Source organism: Streptococcus mitis (assembly GCF_047459985.1).
In the GTDB taxonomy this organism is placed as follows: domain Bacteria; phylum Bacillota; class Bacilli; order Lactobacillales; family Streptococcaceae; genus Streptococcus; species Streptococcus mitis_DZ.
Window position 1 is genome coordinate 185,036 of sequence record NZ_JASHHD010000002.1, and the last position, 13,164, is coordinate 198,199.

Consider the following 13,164-nt stretch of genomic DNA (forward strand, 5'->3'; position numbering starts at 1 on the left):
ACTAATTCACCTCGCTTGCCATGACAGTCAAGGTGTCAGAAATTTCTTGGAACATCTGACGCTCTGTCTTCTCTCCACGATAAATTTGGTTGTAAAGAATGCCGTCCTTGATAAAGAGTACACGCTTGGCCCTGCTAGCAGCTGCCGTTGAGTGGGTTACCATGAGAATGGTTTGGCCACGCTCATTGATTTCATCAAAAACATCAAGTAAGGCTGCAGATGACTTGGAGTCAAGAGCTCCTGTTGGCTCGTCCGCAAGGAGAATTTCAGGCTCTGTGATGATGGCGCGGGCTACTGCTACACGCTGTTTCTGCCCACCTGAAATCTCGTAAGGGTACTTCTCTTGCAATTGGTTGATACCCAAATTCTCAGCTGTTACCACCAATTTCTTCATCATCTCCGTAATAGGTCTTCTTGACAAGACAAGTGGAAGCAAGATATTGTCTTTAACAGAAAGCGTGTCTAATAGATTGAAGTCTTGAAAGACAAAACCCAACTTTTCACGACGGAAGCTAGAAGCCTGTGAATTTTTGATGGTTGCGGTGTCAGTTCCGTTCAGGTAAACCTGCCCACGAGTTGGTTTATCCAGCATAGCTAGGATATTGAGAAGAGTTGATTTACCAGAACCAGACTCACCCATGATAGCAACGTAGTCACCCTTTTCGACGGTAAAGTGAATGTCCTTGAGGGCTTCTACTTGGTTGCCCTGAAAACGAGTTTTATAAATTTTTTGAACGTGTTTTACATCTAAAAGTGTCATGAGAATCTCCTTTCTTAATATCCCATCAAATGAAATGTCGCTTGCATCATAGCGCATCCCAGCTGAACACGCTCGATTTCTTTGTGGCTTGGTTTTCTTGTTTTCTTATGTAAGATTTGTTTCATGATGTTACTCCTTTGTTCTTTATGAGTCTAGTTTACATCAAAAAAAGACGGCTTGCCATAACCTAACCTTACAAAAGAGACTTTAATCTTACATTTTTGTAAGATTGGGGGAAATGTAGATATTTTATTAAAAATATTTTACCATAAAAATAAAGTAAGAAGAAAACCCTTGCAGATACAAGGGTTAGAGATTAATCATCTTTCTGATTACGTCTAGAAATGATGAATTTATCTATAAAGAGAAAGTGAAAAAGAAACAAAGGAATTGCTAAAAGACAACCTTCTTCAGAAAAATCCTGTTTTGTTAAGTGGTATAAGTAATTATTGGTTGACAGAAAATTAGCAATCAAAATAAACAAAATCCAGAACGTGTCCGTCCATTTATAGTTTTTAAAGTATTTCCTAAGCATGCTACTACCTTCTTTCCATAATCATGTAGCAAAGCCTTTGTTAACTATTGATTTACCTCACCAAAACCAGCCTTCATTATCGTCAATGGCTTGGGCTTCTTTACGTTTGCGTGGGCCTGTTCCGTACATTTCTGCTTCGATTTCTTCCTTGGTTGGCATGATAGAAGCTAGGATGATATAAATAATCACGCCAAGTCCAAAGTTTGCGACTGTAAAAATGGCAAACAGAAAACGAACAAGGGTAACGTCAAAGTTCCATTTGTCTGACAGACCTGCCAGAACTCCTGAAATCATGCGATTTCGTCTCATTTTATAAAATTTACTGTTCATGGTATTACCTCTTTCTGCTAGGTTAGACATAGTATATCACGGGTAGGCTCGGCTTTCATCAGTCCTCAGGCTGATTTATTAGTAGCAATTTACCTCGACAAACCCCACAGCGATAGCGTTTGGTATCAATCCTTCGTTTGCGCTGATAAGTTTGCTGGCAGGATTGACAACGATAAAGCTTGAGTGGTTTATAGTGATTATTTGGCAAGGTTGGCACAAAGCGTAATCCATCCACCGTTTTCAAAAGTTCCTTAAAATCCCGATCCTTGTGTTGATAACCCTTCCCTTGAAAATAGAGGTGATAATGACAGAGTTCATGTCGGACAATTTTCCTAAAAACATCCAAACCCAGTTCCTGATAAATCTTGGGGTTGAAATCCAGATGCCCATCTTTTGGGAAAAATCGCCCACCTGTCGAACGTAGACGAGAATTCCACTGTGCATGATGGATAAAAGGTCTGCCGAAGTCTTCTAGTGAGACCTGCTTAATGTAATCAGTCAGTTTCATTTGGAGCTAGGAGCGACAGATTGACTTTTTCCCGTTCAGTATCAATTTTCTTAATCCAAACGGTCACCAAATCTCCGACGGACACCACCTGGCTAGGGTGTTTGATAAATTTACGACTCATATGAGAAATGTGAATCAAACCGTCCTCGTGAATACCGATATCAACGAAGGCACCAAAGTCAACGACATTACGCACCACACCTTCTAGCTTTTGTCCGACCACAAGATCCTTAATATCTAGGACATCTTGGCGAAGCACAGGCGCATCAAAAGAGTCACGGAAATCACGACCTGGTTTGAGAAGGTCGGCAATGATATCTTTAAGAGTTTCTGGACCAAGGTCTAGCTCTTGCGCCATTTCCTTGACTGAAAGTGACTTGAGTTTACTTTGGGCTTCTTCGTTTATGTCTTTAATATCTAAACGTTCGAAGAGTTCTTTAACGGCAGCGTAATTTTCTGGGTGAACTCCTGTATTATCAAGGATATTGCTACTTTCAGGGATGCGAAGGAAACCAGCTGCCTGTTCAAAGGCCTTGGCTCCCAGACGAGGAACCTTCTTGATTTGAGCGCGTGAAGTGATTTTCCCTTCTTCCTCACGATATTTGACGATATTTTCAGAAATGATCTTATTGAGTCCAGCTACGTGGGAAAGAAGAGCTGGGCTAGCTGTATTGACATTGACACCGACTTGGTTAACCACGGTATCCACGACAAAGTCCAGACTTTCAGACAGTTTCTTCTGGCTGACATCATGCTGATACTGACCGACACCGATTGACTTAGGATCGATTTTAACCAATTCCGCAAGGGGATCTTGCAAACGACGGGCGATAGAGATAGCAGAGCGTTTTTCAACAGTCAAGTCTGGGAACTCCTGACGAGCAAGTTCGCTGGCAGAGTATACCGAAGCACCACTTTCATTGACGATAACATAGCTGACTTCAGGAAAATCTTTCAGAACTTCCGCCACAAAGGCTTCACTTTCACGACTAGCCGTTCCATTTCCGATAGCAATGATTTCTACACCGTATTGCCCAATCAAGTCTGCAAGATCTTTCTTGGCTTCTTCGATTTGACGAACTGATGCTGGTTTGACAGGATAAATGACCTGTGTTGTCAGCATTTTTCCTGTTGCATCAACGACAGCTAGCTTGGCACCTGTACGAAAGGCAGGGTCAAATCCTAGAACCACGCGCCCTTTTAGAGGAGCAACCAAGAGGAGATTGCGCAGGTTGTCAGAAAAGAGCTGGATAGCTCCTTCTTCCGCTTTCTCAGTTAATTCTGTCCGAATGCGTCGCTCGATAGCAGGCAAGACTTTTTTCTTAACAGATTGCTGAACCACTTCATCTATATAGACGTTTTTCACCTTGAAACGAGCAGCAAAGAAAGCTAGAATACGGTCTGTCGCATGTTCAAAACCAACTTTCAAGACACCTAGCTTCTCTCCACGATTGAGGGCCAAGGTACGATAGCCCTGCATATTAGCAACTGTCTCTGAAAAATCATAATAAATCTGGAAAACTTGTTTTTCATCAAGACTTTCATCCTTGACTTGAGAAGTGAGTTTAGAATGTCTCAGCACCTCCTGATAAGTCATAGCACGTAAATTGACATCTTCTGATAAGACTTCGACCAAGATATCAACTGCTCCAGACAAGGCTTCCTTAGCAGTCGCAAATTCTTCACAGACAAACTTTTCAGCTTCATTTTCTAAGTCCGCCACATTCTGCAAAATCAAGCGAGCAAGTGGGAAAAGTCCGGCTTCACGGGCAATAGTTGCCTTAGTCCGACGTTTTTCCTTGTAAGGAAGATAAAGTTCTTCTACGTCTGCTAGTTTTTCGGCAGCTAAGATAGCCTCTTCCAAGTCCTTGGTTAACTTGCCTTGTTCTTGAATCTTAGCTAAGACAGCTTCCTTACGGTCGTTGAGGTTGGTCAGACTTTTATCCAAGTCAATAATGGCCTTAATCGCCACCTCATCCAGACTACCAGTCATGTCCTTGCGATAACGCGCGATAAAGGGAATTGTCGCCCCTTCAGCTGTCAAACTCATAACCGTATCAATTTGCTTTAAAGTCACTCCCAAATCCTGGGAGATTTTTTCATATTTTTTATCCATAAAACTATTATACCACAAGCTGGAAGGCTTTCTCCAATCCTTTTCATACTCAATGAAAATCAAAAAGCAAACTAGGAAGCTAGCCACAGGTTGCTCAAAACACTGCTTTGAGGTTGTAGATAAGACTGACGGAGTCAGCTCAAAGTACTGCTTTGAGGTTGTAGATAAGACTGACGGAGTCAGTCACATATATAATCTATAATCCAAGGCGAAGCTGACGTAGTTTGAAGAGATTTACGAAGAGTATCAACTATTGAAAACAAATTAAAAAACTCCCTTTTCCTCAAAATAATAGTATAATAGAGGTAGAATTTAGAATCGAGGTACACCTATGGCTGTAAAATTTACAAAAACAGACGACTTAGACAAAATGTTTGAAGAGTTTGCGAAACTCCCTGATTTGAAACAAGTTACTTTCCCTGATGACAAAGAGAAAAAAGCCAAAGCAGAAAAGAAAAACTAGATGACTGCTTTCCAACAACTACCATCTAGCGTGCTTCAGACTGGAGCCATTTTTCTCTCCATTATCATTGAAGCCCTACCTTTTGTTCTGATAGGAAGTATTGTATCAGGGCTGATTGAGGTTTATATCACACCTGACAAGGTGTATCATTTTCTCCCTCGAAATCGTTGGGGGAGAATCTTTTTTGGCACCTTTGTCGGGATACTTTTTCCCTCTTGTGAATGTGGCATTGTCCCCATTATCAATCGTTTTCTGGAAAAAAAGGTTCCCAGTTACACGGCCGTTCCCTTTCTCGTAACAGCACCTGTCATCAATCCCATTGTTCTCTTTGCGACCTATTCTGCCTTTGGCAACTCCTTCCATGTCGCTCTTTTACGAACTCTGGGTTCCATTCTTGTAGCTGTGATACTTGGGATTTTTCTGGGATTTTTCTGGCAAGAACCGATCCAAAAAGAAGATCGTTTGGCCTGTCATGAACATGATTTTTCTCACTTGAGTCCTGCAAAAAAAGTTTTTCAAGTCTTTGTGCAATCCATAGACGAGTTTTTTGATACAGGGCGTTATTTGGTATTTGGCTGTCTCTTTGCCTCTGTGATACAAGTTTACGTTCCGACTCGGATTCTGACCTCTATTAGTGCAACCCCTCTTTTTGCCATCCTGCTCTTGATGCTTTTGGCCTTTCTCCTTTCGCTCTGTAGTGAGGCGGATGCCTTTATCGGAGCTTCTCTTCTATCGAGTTTCGGCTTGGCACCGGTTCTGGCCTTTCTCGTCATTGGCCCAATGCTGGATATCAAAAATATTCTCATGATGAAAAATTACTTGAAAGCACGATTTATCAGTCACTTCATTACGATTGTGACTCTTGTCGTCTTAGTGTATTCTCTCTTGATTGGAGTCATCCTATGATTCGATTTTTAGTTTTAGCTGGCTATTTTGAACTAACCATTTACCTACATCTGTCGGGCAAATTAAACCAGTACATCAACATGCACTATTCCTATCTGGCCTATATTTCCATGGTACTTTCCTTTATCTTAGCAATTGTTCAATTATATATCTGGATGAAGCAAGTCAAAACCCATAGTCATCTGAGCAACCGATTAGCGAAGGGGACGAGTATTGCTCTTCTGGCCATTCCTATTGTCGTCGGCTTAACTTTCCCAACTGTTAGCTTGGATTCTCAGACCGTTTCAGCCAAAGGCTATCATTTCCCTTTATCAGAAGGCACGGATCAAGCCATTCAGACAAGTGAGGGGACAACGAGTCAATATTTGAAACCAGATACCAGTTCTTATTTTTCAAAAACAGCCTATGAAAATGAAATGCGAACTGCAGCGGATAAATATTTATCCCAAGATAGCATTCAGATTACTAATGAAAACTACATGGAAGTCATGGAAGCCATCTACGACTATCCAGATGAATTTGAGGGCAAGACAGTCCAGTTTACAGGCTTTGTCTATAATGACCCCAGTCACTCCAATAGCCAATTTTTGTTCCGCTTCGGCATTATTCACTGTATCGCAGATTCGGGTGTCTATGGATTGCTGACCAAGGGAAATACCCGTCAGTATGAAAATAACACCTGGATAACAGCTAAAGGAAAACTGGTCAATCACTACCATAAAGAACTCAAACAAAACCTCCCAACCTTGGAAATTGATAGTTTTACTAAAGTCGATAAACCAGAAAATCCCTATGTGTATCGTGTGTTTTAATAAAAAGAGACAATATCAGAGTTTCTGTATTACAGAATTCTAATATTGTCTCTTCATTTTTTCTTATGCTCATTTCAATCTAACAAACTAGCTTACTTTTTGTTATTTTCTCTGACAGAATGTTCAGAAACCCATTTGGAATAGCTTATCATTTTTTCATCAGTTAAAGCTTCTACCGCTATAGTCACACACATTTCAACCGCTTCTTCCACAGAAACAGAAAAGTGATAACCATTTAATTGTAAAAATTTCACTAAAACATAAAAGGCTGTTCGTTTATTTGCATTAGCAAAAACATGTTTCTTTATCAATTGAACAAATAGTATCGTTGCCTTATCAAAAATTGTTGGATAAAGAGGCTTCCCAAAGACAAATTGTTCTGGTAAATTGACAATCATATTTAAAGCCGAAGGACTAACTGTTTGAATTTTCTCATTTGGAGAATATCGTTGAATTGCTAAAGCATTGATTTTTTCAATTTGCTTTTCTGTTAGATAGATTATCATTTTTCCACCAAAGCTTTGAAAACATCATCGTATTCATCAAAAATTGTATCTAGTTTTATGTCAAAGGCATCCTCAGAAACATAAGAAATCTGGTGTCCAGACTCTTCGGGAGTAAAGATAATTTCACCACTTGGTAACAATTTCGCTTCGTATTTAACACCACTTGGAATATTGAATTCACTGGGAATGGTAATGGTGATTGAATTTCCTTGTTTTCTTGTTTTTACGACCATCTGATTTCCTCCTTTGAAGTATTATAACAAATAATTACGGTAATTACAACGATAGTGTAAAACTGCTATCTCATTTCAAATCTTATCTAAAATACTCCTGCATAAGTGATTTTTTAAGGTTTTTAATTCTTCCAAAGATTTTTGAATTGTCAACTATGATTTTGCTCTTTCTATCATATATTCAATATTTTTTAGAGGATTTGCGTTACCTTCAGTCCAAAGAATCTCCCACAACTAATCAATTTTATTTTTTAATTCACCTGTAATCATATAATCTCTTTTCTTTGGTTTTTAAAATTATTAATATCCTTATTTTAATAGATTTCGAACAAAGCTTCAATCGGGTTTATATCTGTAAGAATTTCTTTTCAAAAATAAAAAAGCAAACACAAAATATGGTTCACTTTTTAAACATCTTACTCTCAATCCTTCCAATTCCGAGCAATTTCTTCATCTTTCTGGAGTTGGTCTACCAGTTCTTCAACGGAGTCAAATTTGATCATTTCTCGTACACGGTCTAGCCAGTAGACAATGACTGTTTCACCATAAATGTCATCTGAGAAATCAAAAATATTGACTTCAAAACGTGGCTCTTCTCCGTCGAAAGTGACATTTTTCCCGACACTCGCCATTCCACGATATCTTTTACGCTGCACTTCGACATCGACTACGTAGACACCATCTGCTGGCATATAGGTTCGATCTCTTAAAACTAGATTTGCTGTTGGGTAACCGATAGTCCGTCCACGAGCATTGCCATGAACAACCATTCCACGTGATGGTAGAGGAGTTCCAAGTAAATGACCTGCTTCCCTTACATCTCCATCAAGAATAGCTTGACGAATACGAGTAGAACTAATTTTCCCCTTTTCATCCTCAACAGGTGGAACAATGATGATTTCTCCATCAAAGTAGTCTTTCAAATCATCAGCAGTTTTCTTATCAGAACCAAACGTGTAATCAAATCCCGCTACTATAATCGCCGGTTTTAATGCCTTAACATAGGTATCAAAGAACTCTTGCCCCGTTAAACTAGCAAATTTACTACTAAAGTCGAGTAAGAAAAGAGCCTCTACTCCATGCCATTTCATCTTATGTTCTCGTTCTTCATGGCTAACAATATGAAGCATTAATTCTGGCTTGTAAGGTTGCAAAGCGAGCTTAGGGGACTCTGTAAAGGTCATCACGACAACTGGTAGATAATCTTTCATAGAAGCCTTGCTAGCTACTTCAAAAAGCTTCTGATGTCCCTTATGAATACCGTCAAAATAGCCTAATACAAGAACTGTTTTATCCGGTACTGCAATGTCTTTTTCATTTTTTATAGGTACTGTTGTAATCATGAAACTATTATATCATAGAGAAAGCCTTTTCGCTAAAAGGAAATCCCAAATGTTGTTTTTTGCTCCTGAACTGACCTTATACTCTTCGAAAATCAAATTCAAACCACGTCAACGTCGCCTTGCCGTAGGTATATGTAACTGACTTCGTCAGTCTTATCTACAACCTCAAAGCAGTGCTTTGAGCAGCCTGCGGCTAGTTTCCTAGTTTGCTCTTTGATTTTCATTGAGTATTAAAAAACATTTCAAGGTGTTAGTTTTAAAAAATAGCACCTCCTAAGAGATGCTATCGTTGGTAACTAGTCTACTGCTTCTTCTATATCTTTTAACTTCACCGAAACAATCTTAGACACACCTGATTCTTGCATAGTCACTCCATAAATGGAATCAGCCGCAGCCATGGTTCCCTTACGATGGGTTACGACAATAAACTGGCTGTCCTTGTCAAATCGATTGAGGTAATCCCCAAAGCGTTTGACATTGGCTTCATCGAGCGCAGCCTCTACCTCATCCAAGATAACAAATGGAATAGTCTTGACACGGATGATGGAGAAGAGCAAGGCAAGAGCCGATAGGGCTTTTTCCCCACCACTCATGAGGTTAAGAGACTGGATTTTCTTACCTGGAGGTTGAACTGAAATTTCAACTCCAGCTGTCAGCAGGTCTCCTTCCGTCAAGATTAAGTCTGCCTGTCCTCCTCCAAACATCTGCTTGAAGGTCACTTTAAAGGACTCACGAATAGCTTCAAAGGTTGATTTAAAGCGTTCCTTAACCTCATCATTCATCTCTGTGATAGTCTCAAGGAGTAAGTTTTTCGCAGACAAAATGTCATCTCGCTGGCTATTTAAGAAATCCAGACGGTTGTGAACTTCTTCATACTGGTCAATAGCTTCCAAGTTGACAGGACCCAGTGAGCGAATAGCCTTCTCTAAATCCTTAACTTCCTGCTCTGCCAGATTGAGATTTTCCAACTCATGTGCCTTTTCTAGAGCTTCAGTATAGCTAATCTGATACTGGTCTGTTAATTGACTTTGTAAATGACGCAAGCGCTCGCTAACCTTTTCTTTCTTGGCTTCAGCACGTGTTTGCTTGCGAATCCACTCCTCATTCTGCTGGCGAGCCTGGTCCAAATGACTAGCAATATCATCCAGTTGCCCTTCAATATCATCCAACTCAAACTGCTTGCGAATCAAACCTTGTTGGAGGTTTGTTTTCTGAGTTTTGGCTTCTTCAGCCTGTTGACTGAGCAAATCTGTATCAACCTTCTCAAGATTATCAACCTTTTCTTGAAGAAGGCGCTGGATTTCCTCTTGTTCGATATCTAGATTATTCAGTTCCTTACCTAGGCGTTCAATATCAGCCACTTCGTAACGTTTTTGCCCTTGCAGTTCTGTCTTAAGCAAACGAGCTTGCGCTACCCCTTCTTGCAAGTTTTGATAACGTTCTTGGATGGCATTTTTGTTAGACTTAATCTCTTCAATCTCAACTTCCAGATTTTGCTTGTCACTGGCGATTGCAGCAAGGCGCTCTTGGCATTTTTCCTTGTCTGCTTGCCAATCTCCGTCAGAAAGACGATCTAATTCCTCTTCTTGGAGCTTCCAAAGAGTTTCTAGCTCTTCGACCTGCTGACTGGTTTGTTGATAAGCGAGGGATAAACCCTGCTCCTGAATACGAGCCTGCTCTCCTTGAGATTTGATGGTCTCTAATCTTTCTGTCAACGTAGCCATCTCATCTTGCAAAGCCTTCAAGCTCGCTTCTTCTGAACGCAAGCTTGCTTCTTCTTCAGCAATTTCTTTTTGCAATTGTTCCAGTTCTGGCTTGATAAAAATACTATTATTCTGGCGATTGGCACCACCCGCATAGGAACCACCTGTTCGCAACTCTGTCCCATCCAGTGTCACCATACGAACCTGATAACGAACTTGTCGAGCTGCTGCACGCGCGTGTTCCACGGTATCAAAAATTGCTGTTGTTGCTAACAAGTTCTTGAAAATGGCTTCTAGTCTCTTGTCAAACGACACCAACTCATCTGCCATGCCCAGAAATCCCGGACTTGCAGCGATAGCATCTTGATTCTGGCTAGAAATCGTACGCGCCTTGATCGTGGTCAAAGGAAGGAAGGTCGCACGACCAGCTCTGTTCCGTTTGAGGAAATCAATAGCCTTGGTTGCCGCATGTTCATCTTCTACGATGATATGCTGACTGCTGGCTCCAAGCGCGATTTCCAACGCAGTTTGATAATGCACATCAAAGGTCAGATGCTCACTAACTGCGCCAATAATCCCACCAAGACGGTCTTTTTCTTGGAGAACACTCTTAACACCTGCATAAAAGTTACTATGATTTCTTAGGATGTTTTCTAAGCTTTGGGCTCTGGCCTGCTTGTTTTTGAGATTATCCAGACGGTCAAAGAGTTGACTTTGTTGAGCTTGATAGGAAGTTTTATGCTCCTCTTGCTCCTTGGCACAAGCTTGGTAGTCAGCCAATAATTTCTGAACCTGCTCCTTAGCAGTTTCAAGCTCAGCCTCTTGCTGCCTAGCCTTTTCTTTAGCTGTAGCCAATTGTTCTTTGAGTTTTTCTAATTGATCTGCTTGTTTTTGAGAAAGCTGACGGCTATTTTCCAACTCATTCTCAATGCGGGTCAGTTGGTTTGAGACATCCGCTTCTTCCTGTAAAAGCAATACAAAGCGTTCACGTAAGTGCTCAATCATCTGATCAGGATCATCTGAAAAAGCTAGCAATTCAGCTTCTAAACGATTGAGCTTTTGATTATTCTGGATTAGGTTTTCCTCTAAAAGTGCTAAAGAGTTTTCTTTATCAGATTTTTCTTTGCTGAGTGAATTTCTCTTATCCTCCAAAGTAGCCAAACGGGCTTGTGCTTCCTGTTGATTGAGGGCTACTTGCTCAGATTCCAGTTTCGATAAGGCTAATTTCCTCTCTAAATCACTAATCAGACTGGTCAAATCCATCAAACTGCCTTGATCTTTGGCCATTTCAGCCTGTAAATCTTGGCGTTGCTTCTTGAGATTCTGATTTTCCTCTTCTAGTTTTTCACGCTTTTGGTAGTAGCTCGTCAAGAGTTCCTGAACCTGCGCCAACTCTTCTTCTGTCGAGTCTAGTTCAGCCTTATTTTCCTTGATTTGAGCAACCAGCACGTCTAAATAAATAGCCTTGCGTTGACCTTCTAAGTCTAAAAACTTACGGGCATTCTCAGCTTGCTTCTCAAGAGGCTTGATTTGATTATCCAACTCGTAGATAATGTCTTCTAAGCGATCTAGATTGTCTTGAGTTTGTTGAAGCTTACCTTCAGTCTCTTTTCTACGAGTTTTATATTTCAAAACTCCAGCAGCTTCCTCAAAAATGGCACGACGTTCTTCAGGCTTGGAGTTGAAAATCTCCTCAACCTTCCCTTGGGAGATGATAGAGAAGGAATCTCGTCCCAATCCGGTATCCAAGAAGAGGTCATGAATATCACGCAGACGGACTTTCTTGCCGTCAATCTTGTATTCGCTATCTCCACTACGATAAATATGACGTTCTACCCTGATTTCTTGACCTGCATCCTTGATAAATCCGTCATGATTATCCAGAGTCACAACTACAGAAGCATAATTGAGCGGTTTGCGACTTTCTGTTCCAGCAAAAATGACATCCGGCATCTTGCCACCACGGAGGCTCTTGACACTAGACTCCCCCAAGGCCCAACGCAGACTTTCTGTAATATTCGACTTTCCAGATCCATTGGGTCCAACAACTGCCGTCACACCTTGGTCAAAAACGACCTTGGTCTTATCAGCAAAAGACTTGAACCCCTGAATTTCGATTTCCTTTAAATACATGAATCCAGCCCTTTCTCAACGGCATTTTTGGCAGCTTCTTGCTCTGCTAATTTCTTAGAACGACCTTGACCTTGACCAATACTCTTGCCTTCAACAAGAACTTCTACCTCAAAGACCTTATCGTGAGCAGGACCCGTTTCAGAAATCACCTGATAACGAATAGCCACATCCCCATTGACCTGTAGTAACTCTTGGAGATGGGTTTTGTAGTCTGTAATCATCTCAAACTCGCCTGCTTCAACCTTAGGAATCATGACTTGATAGATAAATTCCTTGACCTTGGCCACATTCTTGTCCAAAAGGAGGGCGCCAAGAAAGGCTTCAAATGCGTCGCCAAGAATGGTATCACGATTGCGACCACCAGATTTTTCTTCCCCTTTACCCAGCTTGATAAACTGGTCAAACTGGCAATCACGCGCAAAACCAGCCAAACTCTCCTCGCGGACAATCATAGCACGGAGTTTAGACAAGTCACCCTCAGGTTTTTTAGGATATTTTTTATACAGATATTCTGAAATCAATAACTGTAGAACAGCGTCTCCTAAAAATTCCAAGCGTTCATTGTGTGAAATTTTTAAGAGGCGGTGCTCATTGGCATAACTCGTATGAGTAAAGGCAGTCTCCAGTAAATTTTTGTCTGCAAATTCGATTGCAAAATGGTTCTTTAGTACAGTTTGTAATTCTTTCATACCAACCTCTTTCTAACTGATAACAGTCCTTTTTATTATATCAAAAAAAGCCCCCTGAGTCACTTTAAAACGGGACTGGAGGGGATTTGATACTCTTCGAAAATCTCTTCAAACCCGTCAGTTTCGC

The 13,164-nt window shown here is 40.7% G+C and carries 12 protein-coding genes; 3 read left to right on the forward strand and 9 right to left on the reverse strand.

The genetic code is table 11. The features are described 5' to 3' along the window. Position 1 precedes the first annotated feature (1 nt). The 4 genes from QM959_RS02425 to QM959_RS02440 form a co-directional block, all read right to left on the reverse strand. The gene (locus QM959_RS02425) at positions 2–760 is read right to left on the reverse strand and encodes an ABC transporter ATP-binding protein (protein WP_000173372.1); all 759 of its coding nucleotides are present in this window, start codon (positions 758–760) and stop codon (positions 2–4) included. Between the two features lie 592 nt (positions 761–1,352). Next, positions 1,353–1,625 carry a PspC domain-containing protein gene (locus QM959_RS02430; protein WP_001085044.1) on the reverse strand — a complete coding sequence of 91 codons (273 nt, stop codon included), beginning with the start codon at positions 1,623–1,625 and terminating at the stop codon, positions 1,353–1,355. Positions 1,626–1,683: 58 nt separating this feature from the next. Continuing rightward, on the reverse strand, positions 1,684–2,133 hold the full coding sequence (locus tag QM959_RS02435) for a SprT family protein (protein ID WP_414371202.1): 450 nt from the start codon (positions 2,131–2,133) through the stop codon (positions 1,684–1,686). Further along, positions 2,120–4,249 carry a Tex family protein gene (locus QM959_RS02440; RefSeq protein WP_414371203.1) on the reverse strand — a complete coding sequence of 710 codons (2,130 nt, stop codon included), beginning with the start codon at positions 4,247–4,249 and terminating at the stop codon, positions 2,120–2,122. Before QM959_RS02440 ends, QM959_RS02435 begins: the two co-directional genes overlap by 14 nt. Before the next feature lie 331 nt (positions 4,250–4,580). On the opposite strand from QM959_RS02440, the gene QM959_RS02445 reads away from it, so the two are divergent. The 3 genes from QM959_RS02445 to QM959_RS02455 are packed head-to-tail and all read left to right on the forward strand — an operon-like array spanning position 4,581 to position 6,430. Beyond that, entirely contained in the window at positions 4,581–4,712 is a 132-nt protein-coding gene (locus tag QM959_RS02445) for an SPJ_0845 family protein (protein ID WP_004234728.1), read from the forward strand. Continuing rightward, positions 4,713–5,618 (forward strand): permease, encoded by a 906-nt coding sequence (locus QM959_RS02450; RefSeq protein ID WP_414371205.1) that lies wholly within the window; start codon positions 4,713–4,715, stop codon positions 5,616–5,618. It begins immediately after the preceding gene. Continuing rightward, positions 5,615–6,430 (forward strand): TIGR03943 family putative permease subunit, encoded by an 816-nt coding sequence (locus QM959_RS02455; protein WP_414371207.1) that lies wholly within the window; start codon positions 5,615–5,617, stop codon positions 6,428–6,430. The genes QM959_RS02450 and QM959_RS02455 overlap by 4 nt, the downstream gene beginning before the upstream one ends. 92 nt (positions 6,431–6,522) lie before the next feature. On the opposite strand, the gene QM959_RS02460 is transcribed toward QM959_RS02455, so the two are convergent. The 5 genes from QM959_RS02460 to rnc all read right to left on the reverse strand — a co-directional run bounded on the left by QM959_RS02460 (position 6,523) and on the right by rnc (position 13,037). Next, positions 6,523–6,936 (reverse strand): type II toxin-antitoxin system death-on-curing family toxin, encoded by a 414-nt coding sequence (locus QM959_RS02460; RefSeq protein WP_414371208.1) that lies wholly within the window; start codon positions 6,934–6,936, stop codon positions 6,523–6,525. Continuing rightward, the gene (locus tag QM959_RS02465; protein WP_414371210.1) at positions 6,933–7,169 is read right to left on the reverse strand and encodes an AbrB family transcriptional regulator; all 237 of its coding nucleotides are present in this window, start codon (positions 7,167–7,169) and stop codon (positions 6,933–6,935) included. The genes QM959_RS02460 and QM959_RS02465 overlap by 4 nt, the downstream gene beginning before the upstream one ends. Positions 7,170–7,591: 422 nt before the next feature. After that, positions 7,592–8,512 (reverse strand): bifunctional riboflavin kinase/FAD synthetase, encoded by a 921-nt coding sequence (locus tag QM959_RS02470; protein ID WP_414371212.1) that lies wholly within the window; start codon positions 8,510–8,512, stop codon positions 7,592–7,594. A gap of 296 nt (positions 8,513–8,808) precedes the next feature. After that, positions 8,809–12,348: a chromosome segregation protein SMC gene (smc, locus tag QM959_RS02475; protein WP_414371214.1), complete on the reverse strand. Its 3,540-nt coding sequence runs from the start codon at positions 12,346–12,348 to the stop codon at positions 8,809–8,811. After that, positions 12,339–13,037 carry a ribonuclease III gene (gene rnc / locus QM959_RS02480; RefSeq protein ID WP_414371215.1) on the reverse strand — a complete coding sequence of 233 codons (699 nt, stop codon included), beginning with the start codon at positions 13,035–13,037 and terminating at the stop codon, positions 12,339–12,341. The genes smc and rnc overlap by 10 nt, the downstream gene beginning before the upstream one ends. Positions 13,038–13,164: the final 127 nt, after the last annotated feature.